The 16,296-nt window shown below is 44.5% G+C and carries 13 protein-coding genes and 2 pseudogenes; 3 read left to right on the forward strand and 12 right to left on the reverse strand.

What is annotated here, in order from left to right; all coding sequences use genetic code 11:
- The gene (locus tag NST37_RS24850; RefSeq protein ID WP_339186041.1) at positions 1-1,560 is read right to left on the reverse strand and encodes a class I SAM-dependent DNA methyltransferase; all 1,560 of its coding nucleotides are present in this window, start codon (positions 1,558-1,560) and stop codon (positions 1-3) included.
- Positions 1,561-2,112: 552 nt separating this feature from the next.
- Positions 2,113-2,367: pseudogene (locus tag NST37_RS24855) on the reverse strand (transposase); the annotation flags it as partial.
- Between the two features lie 57 nt (positions 2,368-2,424).
- On the opposite strand from NST37_RS24855, the gene NST37_RS24860 reads away from it, so the two are divergent.
- Positions 2,425-3,538 (forward strand): IS3 family transposase gene (locus NST37_RS24860; RefSeq protein ID WP_339186043.1). Its coding sequence is split into 2 segments (ribosomal slippage): positions 2,425-2,694 and positions 2,696-3,538, totalling 1,113 coding nucleotides; the frame shifts between segments, so codons are not numbered across the junction.
- Here the strand turns inward: NST37_RS24860 and NST37_RS24865 are convergent.
- From NST37_RS24865 to NST37_RS24890, 6 genes and pseudogenes are all read right to left on the reverse strand, one after another.
- Positions 3,516-3,804 (reverse strand): annotated as a pseudogene (locus NST37_RS24865) (transposase); the annotation flags it as partial. The gene NST37_RS24860 and the pseudogene NST37_RS24865 overlap by 23 nt on opposite strands.
- Before the next feature lie 625 nt (positions 3,805-4,429).
- On the reverse strand, positions 4,430-4,633 hold the full coding sequence (locus tag NST37_RS24870) for a hypothetical protein (RefSeq protein WP_339186045.1): 204 nt from the start codon (positions 4,631-4,633) through the stop codon (positions 4,430-4,432).
- A gap of 42 nt (positions 4,634-4,675) precedes the next feature.
- Positions 4,676-5,131, reverse strand: coding sequence for a hypothetical protein (locus NST37_RS24875; RefSeq protein WP_339186047.1), 456 nt, complete (start codon positions 5,129-5,131; stop codon positions 4,676-4,678).
- A complete protein-coding gene (locus tag NST37_RS24880; RefSeq protein ID WP_339186049.1) occupies positions 5,128-6,765 on the reverse strand; it encodes a site-specific integrase in 1,638 nt (545 codons plus the stop codon). The genes NST37_RS24875 and NST37_RS24880 overlap by 4 nt, the downstream gene beginning before the upstream one ends.
- 2 nt (positions 6,766-6,767) lie before the next feature.
- Positions 6,768-8,153 carry a tyrosine-type recombinase/integrase gene (locus NST37_RS24885; protein ID WP_339186051.1) on the reverse strand — a complete coding sequence of 462 codons (1,386 nt, stop codon included), beginning with the start codon at positions 8,151-8,153 and terminating at the stop codon, positions 6,768-6,770.
- The gene (locus NST37_RS24890; protein WP_339186053.1) at positions 8,150-9,262 is read right to left on the reverse strand and encodes a tyrosine-type recombinase/integrase; all 1,113 of its coding nucleotides are present in this window, start codon (positions 9,260-9,262) and stop codon (positions 8,150-8,152) included. The genes NST37_RS24885 and NST37_RS24890 overlap by 4 nt, the downstream gene beginning before the upstream one ends.
- A 287-nt stretch (positions 9,263-9,549) precedes the next feature.
- Between NST37_RS24890 and NST37_RS24895 the strand changes: the two genes are divergently transcribed.
- Positions 9,550-11,055 carry a transposase gene (locus NST37_RS24895; RefSeq protein ID WP_203237022.1) on the forward strand — a complete coding sequence of 502 codons (1,506 nt, stop codon included), beginning with the start codon at positions 9,550-9,552 and terminating at the stop codon, positions 11,053-11,055.
- A gap of 134 nt (positions 11,056-11,189) precedes the next feature.
- On the opposite strand, the gene ssb is transcribed toward NST37_RS24895, so the two are convergent.
- The 3 genes from ssb to ychF form a co-directional block, all read right to left on the reverse strand.
- Positions 11,190-11,648 carry a single-stranded DNA-binding protein gene (gene ssb / locus NST37_RS24900; RefSeq protein ID WP_003388831.1) on the reverse strand — a complete coding sequence of 153 codons (459 nt, stop codon included), beginning with the start codon at positions 11,646-11,648 and terminating at the stop codon, positions 11,190-11,192.
- A 29-nt stretch (positions 11,649-11,677) separates the two neighbouring features.
- Positions 11,678-11,965 carry a 30S ribosomal protein S6 gene (gene rpsF / locus NST37_RS24905; protein ID WP_003388833.1) on the reverse strand — a complete coding sequence of 96 codons (288 nt, stop codon included), beginning with the start codon at positions 11,963-11,965 and terminating at the stop codon, positions 11,678-11,680.
- A 139-nt stretch (positions 11,966-12,104) separates the two neighbouring features.
- Entirely contained in the window at positions 12,105-13,205 is a 1,101-nt protein-coding gene (ychF, locus tag NST37_RS24910; RefSeq protein WP_003388835.1) for a redox-regulated ATPase YchF, read from the reverse strand.
- A gap of 387 nt (positions 13,206-13,592) precedes the next feature.
- On the opposite strand from ychF, the gene NST37_RS24915 reads away from it, so the two are divergent.
- Positions 13,593-14,129: a GNAT family protein gene (locus tag NST37_RS24915; protein ID WP_024983209.1), complete on the forward strand. Its 537-nt coding sequence runs from the start codon at positions 13,593-13,595 to the stop codon at positions 14,127-14,129.
- 53 nt (positions 14,130-14,182) lie between these two features.
- On the opposite strand, the gene pepF is transcribed toward NST37_RS24915, so the two are convergent.
- Positions 14,183-16,093, reverse strand: coding sequence for an oligoendopeptidase F (gene pepF / locus NST37_RS24920; protein WP_003388837.1), 1,911 nt, complete (start codon positions 16,091-16,093; stop codon positions 14,183-14,185).
- Between the last annotated feature and the right edge of the window lie 203 nt (positions 16,094-16,296).

Below are 16,296 nucleotides of genomic sequence, written 5' to 3' on the forward strand. Positions count from 1 at the left end.
CTACAGCAACCCCTCTAAATTCCTGATAATTCGTTCTTGCAACTTATTCGATTCAGCGAATTGCTCCTGCAAACGCCCCATCAGTTCCGTCATTTTTTCCTCAAATGGCGAATCATCGGTTTCTGTCTCTCCTGTCCCCACATAAATCCCTGGCGTCAACCTGTAGTCGTTACGCTGAATCTCTTCTACGGTCGCCGCCTTACAAAAGCCGTCAATACCATCAAATTTACCTTCCACTCTACGGAATGTATGGTAAGTCGCCGCAATCTCCGCAACATCCTCCTCCGTTAACGCCTTCTGCTTCCGACTTACCATTACACCTTTCTTCCGAGCATCAATGAACAACACCTCGTTCTTTCGCTCCCGGTAACCTTTCTCTCCATTACGATTTTTGCTCAAGAAAAATAAACAACAAGGAATACCCGTCGTAAAGAATAACTTCTCCGGTAACTGTACGATGCAATCGATATATCCCTCATCCACCAACTTTTGACGGACATCTTTTTCACCAGAGTTATTTGTCGTCATTGCTCCGTTCGCCATGACGAAACCAGCCGTCCCTCCATCTTTCAGGTGATAAAGGAAGTGCTGCATCCACATGTAGTTCGCGTTGCCGTCCGTTACGGCCTTGTCATAGTCCGTAATGAGCCTCGGATCGTTCTTTAGGATCTTCTCGGCCCCCCACAATTTTTGATTGAAAGGCGGATTTGCTATCACAAAATCGAATTGCTGATCCTTATACTGATCGTTGAGGAGCGAATCTCCGAGCCGGATATCGGCGTTAATACCGTGCATTAGTACGTTCATTTTCCCTAATCGCACGGTAAGATCCACACTTTCCTGACCATAAAACGAGAGTGCGTATTTGTTTTTGGCATAACGTTGGGATTGGACAAACATGCCACCTGATCCACAGGCAGGGTCCAAAATGGTGCCCGATTCTGGCTCTAGCATTGTAACTAACAGTTCAACAATGGAACTCGGCGTAAAGAACTGGCCACCGCGGCTGCCTTCGCTCGAAGCAAAATTCCCGATAAAATATTCGAATACGCGTCCCAATACATCCACAGCATCGTCACTGGACGAACTGAATGAATCGCGCGAAAAAATTTCAATAAGCGAAGCAAGGTTTTCAACTGGAAGGTTCGTGCTCCGATAGATACGCGGCAGTACGCCAACCAAATCCTCGTTCTCTGTTTCAATCAGTTTCATGGCGTTATCAAGAATCTCTTTGATGTTGGGCTGCTTGGCGTTTTTCACTATGTAAGACCAATGCGCTTCCTCAGGCAACACGTAAACGCGCTCAGCAATATATTGGTCGCGGTCTTCCAGAATTTCACGAACGATTTCCGCATCACTGAAATACATTGGGCTGTTGGGGTCACTCAATTGCTTCTCCAATTCCTTGCGACGTTTGTCGTAGCGCAAAGAAAGGTAGCGCAAGAAAATGAGCGGTAGAACAATATGCTTATAATCAGCTGGAGCGACCGTTGCACGCATCCGGTTCGCGGCTTCAAAAAGATCCTTTTCAAAGTTTATATCTGCTTTTGCTGATGCCATATCAATTATCCTTTCCTATGTGCAGTAATGCCTTTATTTTAATAACGTTTCACTGACAACACGATGTCATAGAACAGATGTTTGAGCATATAGTCCTATATTAATAATTCTACGAAATACGACATCAATCCTGCTACTTGGAGGAACCATAGAAGGAAACTTGTTGTCGCTTTTATCGGTCGACCAGCTTGTGCGCCCTACATTAAAGAGCTGGCAGTCTTGCTGTGTCTGCAGATAATTAGTTGAAGTGTGGGATTAAGAAAATGAAGTGTAGGGCCGTATACGGCCAGAGCAAGTAATGCGAAATATCATATGGTGCAGGGGGTGACTTCACCAGATTCAAGCAGATAAAGAGGAATTAAAGGGTATGTAAATTATTTTGTGTAAATGAATTTGAACCAAAAAGCCAAAGTAACTCGGGAAGGCTTTACATGGAGGGGCGGGCATGATAGGCTAAATTGCCTTGGCGATACGAGTTTACGAGTTATCGCCCGATCGCAAGGAATCATGCCCGTAGAGGCTCCAAGTCAAGCCTGGCTCGCATGGTAGGCGTTATGCAGATAGTTCCACCTGCAGCCGGTCTCCGAAATGGATGGCAAGCTGCGATATACATTCTTTCCAACTTCGAAGCGGCATAGTCCATTTTTTGGATGCGTCTATCGTGGCAAGATAGATAATCTTCCGCAAGGCATCATCCGATGGATAAGCCGTTTTTGTTTTCGTTACTTTTCGAAGTTGGCGGTGATACCCCTCGATGATATTGGTCGTATAGATCATTCTGCGTATTTCCGCCGGATAGCTGAAGTATACAATGAACCCATAGGGTGAGACACAGGGAGGCGATAAATAAGTTATACTGAAGCCATGGAGAAACGAAACCGATATACCGCAGAGTTTAAGACGAAGGTCGTCCTGGAAGTGCTGAGAGAAGAGCAGACGGTGAATGAGATCGCAGGGAAGTACGAACTCAGCCCAGTCATGTTGAGCCGGTGGAAGGCAGAGTTTCTGGAGCGAGCCTCCATGGTGTTCGGCCGGGAAACAAAGGAAGCCGAGAAGATCAAAAGGAACTATGAGGACAAGCAAGAGCAACTGGAGAAACTGGTCGGCCAACTGACGCTAGAAGTCAATTGGCTCAAAAAAAAATCTGGTCTCTAAGACATCGACAAGAGATCGGCAAGCCATGGTGGAACGGGATAACCGGGAGATCATCATCAAGCGCCAAGCAGAGTTGCTGGGGATCCATCGTACGAACGTGTATCGGCGGCGGGATGTGCGGCAGGAAGCGCCGGAGAACGTACAACTGATGCATGAGATCGACAAGTTGTACACGAAGCATCCGTATTTCGGCTATCGGCGGATGACAAGCAAATTGCGGGAACAGGGATGGGCCGTGAACCGCAAACGCATCCAGCGGCTGATGCGCCTGATGGGAATTGAAGTGATCTATCCGGGACCGAACTTAAGCAAACGATATCATGCCCAGTATATTCGGCCCTACCTTCTGCGCGGCTTGGCCATTGATCGTCCGAACCAGGTCTGGGGAATTGATATTACGTATTTGCGGATGGGCAAAGGCTTTATGTATCTCTTTGTGATTATCGACTGGTACAGCCGCAAAATCATCGATTACGAGCTCTCCAGCACATTGGAGAAGGCTTTCGTCCTGACGTGCCTGAAACGGGCGCTGGGGCGCTGTCAGCCCGAGATCATAAACAGCGATCAGGGCAGTCATTTTACGAATCCGAATTACTTGGATTTATTGGTGAAGCACCAGGTAAAAGTGTCTATGGATGGTAAGGGCCGAGCGCGAGACAACAGCCGTACGGAACGCTTCTTTCGTTCGCTCAAATACGAGGAGATCTATTTGAACGAGTACGAAGACCCTCGGGCGCTTCGTAAAGCCATTACGGCCTATCTACGCTTTTACCATACCCAGCGTCCGCACCAGTCGTTGGGTTACTCGTTTCGTGCTTTTTAACGACTTGAGGCTCAAACTCACTGTTTCGATCACGCGGAACGTTCAGTTCGGTGTTACCAAATTTTCTTGCTGTAACCATTGCGGCTATTTCCCGTGTTGTCACCGTCAGAACTATGCTTGCTGTAACCTAAGTGTTCATCCATCTCCGCTTCAAACAGTTGCTGAATCGTATCCTTAAACAGATTCTTCAGCATCTCGTGAACATCTTCGACCGTTCGGCAATCTTTCGCCAATTCCTTGATCGTCTTGTCTTTCATGTCTTGCATAAATGATCATCTCCTTAATGGGAAGTTTAACCATTTACACAAAACTTTTTACGTCCTCGAATTAAACCTGCTGTAAGACGATTCCAACAGACTAATCGAAACCGTCTGTGGGCAATATGAAATTGATGTTCTGCCCCAAGCGCATCTACGATGCTAATTGGTTGGTATCTCATAATGCTTTGGATGCTCCAACATTACAAAGTAGTCTACCGAGTAAACTTTACACAAACTCCGGTTTACCGAAGTTTACCCTGTTATTTAATGGTCTACTTGGGTCTACTCAAATATCTGTAATATTCGTATCACATGCCTATGCATCAGCCTAAGTGTATCCCCGATTAACAAAACAATGTAATCTGTTTATTATAGTGCTCGGTATCTGAAATATGGAAGGTTCATACTCGAATTCAGACTCAATATCGTATATCCCTAAAATAACAGTTATTAAATCAGGCTCTCCTTCGTCAAAAACATCTTTCAAGACGTATGATCTGTATTGAAAACCATTGAATTCATCATTAAAGCATTCAAATTCCGTCAAATCTGCAAGACCGCCCTTAATGTTATCTTCAATATATCGGTGTAATTTTAGCCACTTAATCTTCACGAATACACCAACCTAAATTCAATTGAGATCGTTATCATCGTTTAAATGTTTTTCTAGCTTAGATCCAAATCGATATATTCCATAAATCAAAACTCCAATCAACCCACTTTCCAACGCCCATACATATTCGCTAACGAGAAACAGTCCTGTCCCAAACCCTAAAAATAAAACACTTACTATTTTGAGCAAGGCTCCTTCATTTTGGTTTAGCCATCTTATCAAATCAGACACCTCCCCTTCGTTTTTCTTAATTACGTGGCCGCATTATTTTATTTTCCTCACCTTATTATTTTGATTTTGCCGCAATTGCTCCCTCAACCGTTCATTATCCTCTTGAAGCCTTTGGATCGTTCCTTTCATTTCATCTTTTTCAATAACCAGTTTTCTATTGTTTTCCAAAATCTTTGCATTAATAATTTTCTGCTCCTTTAGCTCGTTCTTCACTTTTTCATATCTAAATTGGAGTAATTTGCTGCCGTATAATTTAGTTATTGGTTCGGTACCAGCCGCTGCTTCCTTAGACGCTTGTTCCAATTCCTCCTGAATCAATATTGCCTGGTCGCAACGTTCTTTTAGTTCAGGCCTATTATAGATCGTTCTTCTTGGCACTCCTGACTTTTCGGCTATATTCGAGATTGTCAGTTTCTTCTTCCCTCGACGGAGGTTCGCTATCGCTTTTTCGATTTTTTCTAGATTTTCACTTAGCTTCGCTTGGGTCATACTATCCTAACCCCCAATTCATCCTGTGAAACATATTCAGAATTATCGTTATTCCCTTGATAGTTCATTTGTAATTCTAAATCTCGTATAATTCCAAGCAAATAATTCTCAATTGTTTTTAATTTCGCCTCATAAGGGCCATTACTAGATGCCGTAGATAATTCATTCTGTACCTTCTCCAGTCGTCCCTTATGAACTTCTAGGAATTCAGGAGTTGTTAAAAAGTTTTGGCAACCAAGGCATACACCGTCGCCTGCACAAGCTTCGTTTCGCATTGGGTGGTGCAGACATAATCCGTGAGAAAGCACTTGGATTTTCATTGCTCTGCGTATTTTATTCACTTGATCTATAGTTTTCCCTTTGAATGGATTGTGTTGTTTTAGTTTCTCTTTTATTTCTAACGCTTTAACCCCTGTAATAACAGCATTCTCATGGAGAACGGAAGAAAACTTACTCTCAACATCTTTTTTAAATAAATGAGTATAATGAGTTGTTCCCCGAATTGATTTATGATTCATGAGTTGGCTAATTACCTCTATCGATGCTCCACCCTTTAATGCGTAGCTTGCAAATGCATGACGGAATGTATGGCTAGTGAAGTCAATTAATTCATCGTTCTTATCTCGGATATTATGTTGTTTAATCCATGGGCGCAAGTAATTCTTATTCCAATTTGCATGCGATGCCAATCCAACAGGGTATCCCTTTTTGTTTCTATTTCTGGACAGGAACAAATATGGAAGCCCAGATTCCTTTTGTAATGGCGCTGCAAATTCTTTGATTTTATCCATCGCATACACCACTAATTGATTCGCTGGTTTATAAACCTCTACTGGTTCGGGGCTCAACTTTCCAGTTGAATATATCAGCATCGTGTCCCCACCTATTTCCTTAATTGAGGCGCTATAAATAGTGATGAGCTCACTAATACGCAGCCCCAATTGAGTTGAAAGAACAACACTCGAAGCCGTAAGTATATTTTCACTCTTATCCAGATCCTCCATAGCAACTTTTACAATCCGGTCAATCAGATCCTCATCTTCAATTTTTTCTTTCACAATTTCTTCTGCTTTCTTGCTATCCCTTTTGATACTTTTGTTAAAGGTAATCATTTCATCATACAAATTTTGAACATATCGAACATCCTCAGGGACTCCCCAACCCTTTACATTACCCTTCAGTAATATCTCTTTAATCGCAAATGCACACTTTTTTATTGCAACACCACCTAAGGGCTTCCCCGTTGTTTCGCTTTTTGCATCCAGCAAATACGTAAAGTATGATTTCAACAAGTCATAGGTTATTTCGGAAAAACCCTCAATTTCAGGCGCAGCTTCCTCAATAAATTTTACAAACCGTACTACACCATCTAAACTTCGTTTCGCTGTAAGAAATTTACCTGTTAATAGTTCATGAACCATAAACCATTTCACCACATGCAACATTCTAGGCTTGTTTTCAACAAAGTTGAATTTTAACTTTAACCTTGAACCAGACATATGCCCAATTCTCACGTACCCGTTAAAATCCCAAACATTATCTGAAAAATAGTTATTCCCACAACGAAAATTTTGTTCCTTATTACTGCCATCGAAATCTATAAGCTTAAGATCCTTTGCTTTATCCATTTCCATGCTCACAACGCCTCCAGCCGCTCTATAATCGTTTCTAAGGCGTACTCGATGGTTTCTAGATGATTTACTGACCCAATAAACTCTGAGGCCATATACGCCTCTTTATCGGCCCTAAGTCGTTCTAAATGTTGCTTGTGAATCGAGAGATGTTGAGGTGTTGTAATAAATTTAGGGCATATTATGCATAAATTGAATTTTGCACATACCCTTCCTTCGTTATTTATCGGTTTTCTGCACACGCCGTCGGGAAGAGCTGATGCCTTTAACGTTTTAGTATCATATCTTCCGTTACCTAAGCTTTCTTTATTGATCTCTTTTGTAATTACACCGACGAACCCAAGCTTCTTATATTCCTTTTGAATTTTTGGATTCTGAACCTTCGCATATCCCGCGGTGCTGTGTAGGGAGTCATGCCCAAGATAATCTTGTATTTCGAATATTGTCATTCCTCTATTGAGCATGTCCGTTCCTAACGTATGTCGAAATGCGTGAAAAGTTAATGGGTATAGTTCGCCGTCGGTATCTCTAATATCATGTTTTTTAACAAAGGTAGAAAGCCATCTTCTAAATTGATATTGATTTAACCTATCAAAGCGCTTACTATTTGGCATCCAACGGGTTGAAATCAATTTAGTTCCTAAGCTTACTCGTGCTTTTATTGAGATTGCTGTTAATGTTTCTACCGCTCTTTTTACTCGAATTGAAACAGGAATATAGCGCTCAGAATTATTCTTTTTAGATTTAACGTAAAGAACTGGTTTTCCTGTAAAGTCTTCTGTAATGCAACCTTCCTCTAAATCCAATGCTTCAGATAAACGTACACCTGTATCAATACCTATCTCAATTAAACACCTTAAGAGGGTATTTTTTTCTTTAGGGAGTGCTTTCTCAATTTGCCGCATTACGGTATCTGGTATATACCTAGTTTTTAATACATCCTCCGTTTTTAATGCTTTATACTCCTCGCCATCGAAAACCTGTTTTGTTGGAAACCCATCATATTCAAAAAATTGCCCGTATTCGACAAACCACTTTAACGCGGCCATTATTACGTTCCTTGTTGCGTTGGACATCTTTTGGTTTTGAAGATAAAAAACGAACATCTGTGTATGTTGGTGTGTCAATTCCTCAAATGTTTTTAGATTCAAATCCATCTCTTTATAGAAATTAAAGAAGTGTTTTAATGAATAATTATATCTATTTAAAGTTTCAAAAGATGGCTTTCCTAGCGTAAAACTATCAATAGTAATTTCTTTTAACGTCCTTTTAAACCAGCGATTTGGCAAGTAAGTGAAATCAAATGTCATTGTGTCTCCAAGTGAAGATTTTTTTGATAATACCCATTTATCAGTTTTTGGGTTTATCGATTTAACACTTGCGGCATTCATTGTAACAAAGCACTCCTTCTTTGTTTTTGGAATTTCTCATACGCTATTCCTTGTGTTTCCAAATCAGGATGCATGTATTTCGCTGTTGAATTTATCGAGCTATGCCCAAGACGATGCTGAATATACACATTGTCAAACCCTGCTTCCTTCAATTCAGTGCCATGCGTGTGCCGTAACCAATGAGGAGTACACTCAATCTCCACTAATCGTGATAAGTCATTGAAAAATGTATTCACAGGACCTCTAGTCATATATTTACCTTCATTCGGTCGGCGATGATTCACTAATATTGTCTGAAATTGACCAGAATCGGGTCTTATATTACATACATACTCGTCAATGCTATATATTAAATCGGCACTGACCGGTATTTGGCGTTCTAATGTTTTTAATTTGTGATCCTTGTGGTAAAGCGGGCTATGTGTTCTAAACCACAGAAGTCCATAATTTTTCCCGGCTTTGGGGTATTCATAATCATTCAGCCGTAATCCTAGACACTCCCCGATTCTACATCCGGTCTCATACAGAATTCGAAATATAAGCTTATTCCTGAAAACAAGATCAGCTTCACTTTGCACTTGTTCAATTCCCTCATACAACGCCTCAATGTGGGATCGTGCTAATCGCCTTGTATTCTTTAACTTTGGCTCCTTCACCCTGAAAAAGGAGAAGTCAAGGGATTTCCTGCTTACGGGATGATTTAAATAATGATTATGTTTTATATTATCTTTGATTATTAATGGATTTGATTCAATCCATCCCCCTAATCCCTCATAGTAACGATAAAACGATGCGATAGTGGCTAAATATCTGTTTTTTGTTCTCGCCGACTTTGGCTTCCTCTTTCCAACGTTATTTTCAAGGTAATCCAGCCAAGAAAGCATGTCCCTTTTCCTTACTTCATAAAACTTCATCTCTCTGAATTCCAACCAGCTAAAAAACTCCTTGAGGTCATTGCAATATGTTTCAAGTGTTCCGGCAGACATACCTTTCTTTTCAAGCCAATTTAAGAACAAGACCACTTCTTCAATAATGTTGTAGTTTTCATCAACTATAACGAAATTCTCTACCCCATTATCACTCTGAGTCTTCTCAACTTTTAAAGGCACTTTGTTATCACCTCTATTGATAAGTACATCAACTTTCCAGTTTTCGTTTCAATTCCCCCATTTTTTCTTAAAATTTTTTTGGCACAGTCACACCTCACTTCCAATAATTTATTATGATCTATGCAGTTCGTGTCATTAACTGGTAAACGGTGGTTTTTGCTGCACAAATGTCACTAATTTCTCGAAATTAGGACGAAAAACCACTTGACATTTTGGAAACACCCCCATAATCGCGAAGGATACCTCTATTTGCAGGGTATATCTTCTAGATTATAGGTGGTTTGCCAATGTCAGCGTTACAAAAACCGAGATTTACTGAGCTCAATCATAGTGAATGCGCGGGAGCCCCCGTCCTAAAAAGTTTGTGGGATCGTTTTGACTTCTCTCTGCTGCTCTCCCAATCCGGCATGATGAAGCGTAGTGGAACACCGTCTTGGCTCCTTTGCTTCCTTTATGTCGTCGGTCTCGTTTCCAATTGTTCATCCGTTGTTCAAATGGCACAGTTAGCCGACAAGGATGCCTTGCTGAAAGTCATGTTCCAGCCCTGGAAGCTCACTCAGTATACGTTGAGCCGCTTCTTCACGACTAGCTTTGCCTGGATGACCTTTGGAAAAAAGCGTGTCGAGCGATTGCAGCAAGATACCCTGACCCGACTCTCCGATGGGGATGTGGTCAATCTCGATGATACGCATAGTGCGCATCCCTACGCCAAACAACTTCCGTTTCTCAGCTGGCTCTACGACCATTCCACAAAAACATATGCATGGGCGATGAATCTTGTGGTCCTGCAAGCTGTCCTAAAAAGCGGATTAGAATATCCGTTGTTTTACCGCGTGTGGCATAAGCCGGAAACGAAGGGTGAGGGTCTTACGAAGCTGGATCTGGCCAGACAGATGCTTTTGATGCTGCGTGAATCCGTCACATGCCGACTGTGGGTGGCGATGGACCGGTGGTATCTGTGCAAGAAATTTTTCGTATTCCTAGAAGAAAACAACTTTGATTGGGTAACCAAGGCCAAGCGCAACACCGCTTTATTCCGTAAAGTCATTGAACCCGGTACCCGTCGAGAACGCTTCGTGCCGCTGACTCCGGTCATGCTCATCCGCGAAGTGTTCAAGGATTTGACTCGTCAAGCGACATCCGGATTGAGTTCCATTTCCATTCCGGGTATTTACATGAAGCGCCCTTACACCACTATAAATCGAAAAGGAAAGCAAGTGACCAAACAACGATTTGTACCGATCGCCGCTGTTGTCGCCATGCGATTAAAGGAAGATGAACAACCCGATTCGAATCCCGTCCAGACAGAAGAGGAAGAGTCCCCTGCCACTTACAGAGGCGCGTACTTGCTCATCAGTAACCGCTTTGATGCGCCGGAGCAAGCATTGCAGACCTACGTAAAACGCTGGCGGATCGAAGTGTTCTTTCGTGCAGCCAAGCAGGAACTGGCTTTTGAAAAGTGCCATGCCCAATCCGAAGCGCATCACCATGCTCATTTCGAGCTATTGTTCGCCGCTGAGACATTATTAGCCGTTGCGCTTTTCGAACTGAACAAAGAAAAAACGAGTGATGAAGGCTACACCCACGGCGAAATGGTTCGTGGCCTCTTCCACACTCGTTGTCAGGTTCGCGTGAAAAACCACAAGGGCATTCAGCGAATCTCTATTGATTGTGACATACAAGTGCGGCAATTTGCAAGACTAATTGAATTGTTTTGGCCAGAGCATTATTTAATGCTTCTTTGGGTTACACCCAGACCAGAACTTTACCAGGTCTTACCACGAACTGCATAGGTCATGTAATTTATTTTTCCTCTGTAAATGACTGGCACAAAATTATATCCTAGAAAAATAAAAAGAACCCTTGATTTCTCAAGGGTTTAAGCGACTTTAACAGTATTCAAAAAACAATTTGGTCATGTCACCTGTCAGAACGGCAAGTCATCATCCGAGATGTTGATCGGCTTGCCTGTATTCGCAAAGGGATCCCCAAACGCATCCATCTCATCTCTCTGACCGCCCGACGGCTTCATGCCGCCAAAGCCTGGATCGTAACCGCCGCCTTCTCCGCCTTTTCCGCCCAAGAACTGGACGTTTTCAGCGACGACTTCCGTTACGTAAACCTTTTTTCCTTCTTTATTATCATAAGAGCGCGTTTGAATACGGCCCTCCACAGCCGCTTGTCTGCCTTTGCGCAGATAGGTAGCGCACAAGTCAGCCAGCTTCTGCCATGCGACGATGTTAATAAAGTCGGCTTCGCGTTCGCCTGCCTGGTTGGTACGCGGACGGTTGATCGCCAGGGTAAAGGTAGTAACGGCCACGCCGTTTGGCGTATAGCGCAGCTCCGGATCTTTTGTCAGGTTGCCGATGAGAATGACTTTATTCATCTTGGGTCCCCCTCTGCCCGAGACGACAATTACTTCTCTTCACGTACGAACAAGAAGCGGATAATGTCGTCGTTGATTTTCATGAGACGATCTGCTTCCGCAACAGCGTCAGCATTCGCTTTGAAGTTCATCAAAACGTAGTAACCTTCACGGAACTTTTGAATCTCATACGCAAGACGACGCTTGCCCATTTCTTGAAGCTTGGTTACTTCTCCGCCAAAGCTGGTTACAACTTCGCTGTAACGTGCAACGTTAGCTTTGATTTTCTCCTCTTCAAGGTCTGGACGCAATACGTACATCACTTCGTATTGACGCATACCTTTTCACCTCCTTATGGACTTAGCGGCCCGCAAGCGGGCAAGGAGCGAGTGCTGCGAAACGCATGAAACATGCACTCCATAAATACTCGCATTATCGTATTATAGCAAAATGCCTAGTTCGAAGCAAGGTTGAGTTCTATACGTTGAACCGGAAATGCATGACATCTCCGTCTTTGACGAGGTATTCCTTGCCCTCCAGACGGTATTTTCCTTTTTCCCTCGCTGCTGCTACAGATCCGGCCTCAACCAGGTCGTCGTAAGCGATCACCTCGGCACGGATAAAGCCGCGCTCAAAGTCGGTGTGGATAACGCCTGCAGCCTGGGGAGCCTTCGTTCCCTGACGGATGGTCCACGCACGCACCTCTTGCACGCCAGCCGTAAAGTAAGTGATCAGGCCAAGCAGTTCATACGCAGCCCGGATGAGGCGGTCGAGACCGGATTCCTGCAGTCCCAGCTCTTCCAAAAACATCTGCTTGTCCTCGCCCTCCAGCTCGGCGATCTCGGCTTCGACCTTGGCGCTGATGACGACTACCTGTGCGCCTTCTTCCGCAGCGTGCTTGCGGACAGCCTGTACATGAGGATTGTTGTCGGCATCGTGAATCCCGTCCTCGGCCACGTTGCAAACGTAAAGTACCGGCTTGATTGTGAGCAGGTGAAGCTCGCGGATCAGCTTGAATTCGTCATCACTGATCTCGACGCTGCGCGCGGACTGTCCCGCTTCAAACGCAGCCTTCAGCCGCTCCAGCACGTCAAGCTCCAGCTTGGCTTCCTTGTCTCCCGCTTTTACCTTGCGGCCAATCCGGTCGATCCGGCGCTCTACCGAGTCCAGGTCGGCAAAGATCAGCTCCAGATTAATCGTTTCAATATCGCTTAACGGATCTACCCGTCCCGCTACGTGTGTGATGTTTTCATCCTCAAAGCAGCGAACGACGTGAGCAATTGCGTCCACTTCCCGGATGTGTCCGAGAAACTGGTTGCCCAAGCCCTCTCCTTTGCTGGCTCCTTTTACGAGACCGGCAATATCCACGAACTCAAACGCCGTCGGAACCACTTTATTCGGAACGACGATCTCCGTCAGTTTGTTCAGGCGCGGGTCCGGCACCTCGACAATCCCCACGTTGGGATCGATGGTACAGAACGGATAGTTGGCCGATTCTGCGCCCGCCTGCGTAATCGCGTTAAACAGAGTCGACTTGCCTACGTTGGGAAGTCCTACAATGCCACAAGATGCACCCATCTATATACAACTCCTTGTACCTTTTTTCATTCACATCCTTTCTAGTATAAAAACTTGCGACGCGGATTACAATCGAATCCATGTGGAAACTCGTTCTTCTTTCCTCTTTCTTCTATTATTTATATCTTTTCGAAAGACAGAGCTCTTGTCAAAAATTTCTCGGCTCCGCCAAAATTCGTGCTCCCGCTTGATTTTTCCGGCAATGAAAGGCATGTACGCAAACGAGTTGCACCTTCTCCTTATTTACGAGAGGGCATTGGCGGTTTATTTGTGATATTATGGGAATTGCTTGTCATCCCTCTTTTTGAAAGGACTGAATTATGCCCAGGTAGAGACTGCAGTTTTTCAATTTAGTTGCATCAATAGATGGGAGGACACGCAATGAATATGAATAAGGTAACAACCGACCGCCTGGAATTGAAGCCAATGGAGCTGACGGATGCTCCCGCGCTGTTTTCGTTTTGGTCTGATCCTGCTGTGACAAAGCACATGAACATTGAAGCTTTTACAGATGTGGCGCAAGCGGAACAGATGATTTCGCTTCTGCAAGAACTCAGTCAGGAAGGAAAAGCGTGCAGGTGGACGATTACGCTGCGGCAGCCATTTGAAATTATCGGCTCTTGCGGATTCAATTACCTGGATCACGAAAATAAACGGGCGGAAATCGGCTATGACCTCGGACGTTTCTTTTGGGGCAGCGGCTATGCCTCGGAGGCCATCCGCGCTATGCTCGGCTTTGGGTTTGAACAGTTGGGTTTGAACCGGATCGAGGCCAAGGTCGAACCGGAGAACGTCTCTTCGATCAAGCTGTTGAAGCGGCTGCAGTTTACGGAAGAAGGACGACTGCGGGAATACGAAATGTCGAAAGGAAAACTCGTTGATGTCATCATGTTCTCCCTGCTGAGGAGCGAATGGCACGGGTGAATACAAAAAAGCAGGAGAGATTACTCTCCTGCTTTCCTGCTTTTGCCCGCTCTCTACTTCTCATTCACCAGTTTTTCCAGCTCGTTCAATGTCTCTTCAAAGATTTGCATAGCCTGTTCGATCGGCTGAGAGGTAGACATATCTACGCCCGCTGCTTTCAACACTTCGATCGGCGGCGCGGAGTTGCCTGCTTCGAGGAAGTTTTTCTGAATGCGCTCTACGGCTGTTTCTCCCTCGTCCATCACTTGCTTGGCCAGCGCCTGTGATGCGGCAAAGCTGGTCGCGTATTGATAGACGTAGTATTTGTAATTGAAGAAATGAGAAACGCGTGCCCACTCCATCGAGATTTCTTCGTCAGAAACCATATCCTTGCCATAGTACTTTTTGTTGATGTCCAGGTAGATCTTCTTGATCGCTTCCGCGTTGAGGGACTCTCCCGCCTGCTCCTTCTCGTGGATCGCCCGCTCGAATTCGGCAAACTGCGTTTGTCGGAACAGGGTCGAACGGAAGTTTTCCAGATAGTGATTCAAGAGATACATTTTTTCTTCCTTCGTTTTGGCCTGAGCGTACATGCTCTTGAACAAAAGCGTCTCATTCATCGTGGAAGCGACTTCCGCGGTAAATGTCGGATAGTTGGACGTAATATACGGTTGGTTTTTGTTCGTGTAATAAGACTGCATGGCATGCCCCATCTCATGAGCGATGGTGTAAACATCGTCGAGCGTGCCCTGGTAGTTCAACAGCACGTAAGGATGAGTATCGTACGTTCCCCACTGATACGCGCCGTTCCGCTTGTCATCTGTGGAATAGACATCCACCCAGCCGCTCTCCAATCCCTCGGCCAGCACTTTGACGTATTCGTCCCCCATTGCTTTGAGGCCATCCACGACCATTTTCTTGCCTTCCTCATACGGGATGTACTTGTCGTCGGACGGTACGATCGGCACATAGATGTCGTACATGTGCAATTCGGGAACGCCAAGCATTTTCTTTTTCAAGGAAATATAGCGGTGCAGAAGCGGCAAATTGTCATTGACAGTCTCGATCAGTTCATCGTACACCTTGGTCGGGATATTGTTCGGATTCAGGCTCGCCTCCAGAGCCGAGTCGTAATTGCGGACATCCGCGTAAAAATTGTCCGCCTTTACCTTGGCTGCCAGCGTCTGAGCGAACGAGTCCTGAAAATCGATCAAGGACTTGTAGTAAGCCTGATACGCATCCCTGCGCACCCGCTGGTCCTTGCTTTCCAGATACGAAACGAAATTGGCTCTCGTCAGCTGCACTTCTTTTCCGTTTTCATCCTTGATTTTCGGAAAACGGACGTCCTTGGAAAGCATGCCGTAAATGTTGGTCGGCGAGCTGCCCAGTGGCGACGATTTGGCCAGCAGCTCTTCGATTTCTTTTGACAAGGAGTGCGGCTTTGTACGAATCATATCCTCCAACATCATTTTGTAAGCAGCAAGATCCTTTGCCTCAAGCAGGTTCTTCATTTTGCCGTCCGGTATCGCGACAATTTCCGGCTGCATCCAGGCTGTCTTTTCCGAGACCAGAGTGTACATTTTTTCTGCGCGGTCAGCCAGCTTTTGCAGATCGGCATTCGCGGAGTTTACATCCAGCGCCATATTGGCGTATACATAGGCCTTCTCAGTGACACGCATGAGATCGCTGTAGTCGTCGAGCGCCTTTTTCAAAGAATCGGCAGACTGGCCCAGCTTGCCTTGATGCTTGGTAAAGGCATTTGCGAGGTCTTCCGCTTTCTTCACATCATTTTCCCAATCCTTCACATTCGCATAAATGTGGTCGAGCTTCCACTTGTAGGCGTCCGGTATTTCGGAGCGGTCTTTGTAGACGGGTGCTTTCTCTGCTGCCGCAACCACTTGTGTACTGTAAGGGATAAACGGTGTGCTGACGGTTGACAGCGCAATTGCCATCGCTGTCAGTGTGATAAATGCTTGCTTTTTCAACAAAATCGCCCCTTTACTCTCTTTTCTACCGTTTGCTATATAGTCTAATTATATCCATCTCCAAAAATCCCTTCTTATTAATAAAAATTTTTTAAATATTACGGAAAAGGGGTTGATTTATCCAAAGAATTTTCTGTTTTGTGAATAATTTTGTGGATAACTTTTCATCGAACAAACTATTATCCACAGTTGATTGTTGGATT

It is taken from the genome of Brevibacillus sp. FSL K6-6036 (genome assembly GCF_037964015.1).
GTDB lineage: Bacteria > Bacillota > Bacilli > Brevibacillales > Brevibacillaceae > Brevibacillus > Brevibacillus borstelensis.

Excerpts from the sequence above, each read along its gene's own strand:
- NST37_RS24875 (WP_339186047.1), bottom strand. The coding sequence starts at position 5,131 with ATGACCCAAGCGAAGCTAAGTGAAAATCTAGAAAAAATCGAAAAAGCG.
- NST37_RS24885 (WP_339186051.1), bottom strand. The coding sequence starts at position 8,153 with ATGAATGCCGCAAGTGTTAAATCGATAAACCCAAAAACTGATAAATGG.
- NST37_RS24880 (WP_339186049.1), bottom strand. The coding sequence starts at position 6,765 with ATGGAAATGGATAAAGCAAAGGATCTTAAGCTTATAGATTTCGATGGC.
- rpsF (WP_003388833.1), bottom strand. The coding sequence starts at position 11,965 with ATGCGTCAATACGAAGTGATGTACGTATTGCGTCCAGACCTTGAAGAG.
- ssb (WP_003388831.1), bottom strand. The coding sequence starts at position 11,648 with ATGAATAAAGTCATTCTCATCGGCAACCTGACAAAAGATCCGGAGCTG.
- NST37_RS24895 (WP_203237022.1), top strand. The coding sequence starts at position 9,550 with ATGTCAGCGTTACAAAAACCGAGATTTACTGAGCTCAATCATAGTGAA.
- ychF (WP_003388835.1), bottom strand. The coding sequence starts at position 13,205 with ATGGGTGCATCTTGTGGCATTGTAGGACTTCCCAACGTAGGCAAGTCG.
- NST37_RS24850 (WP_339186041.1), bottom strand. The coding sequence starts at position 1,560 with ATGGCATCAGCAAAAGCAGATATAAACTTTGAAAAGGATCTTTTTGAA.
- NST37_RS24915 (WP_024983209.1), top strand. The coding sequence starts at position 13,593 with ATGAATAAGGTAACAACCGACCGCCTGGAATTGAAGCCAATGGAGCTG.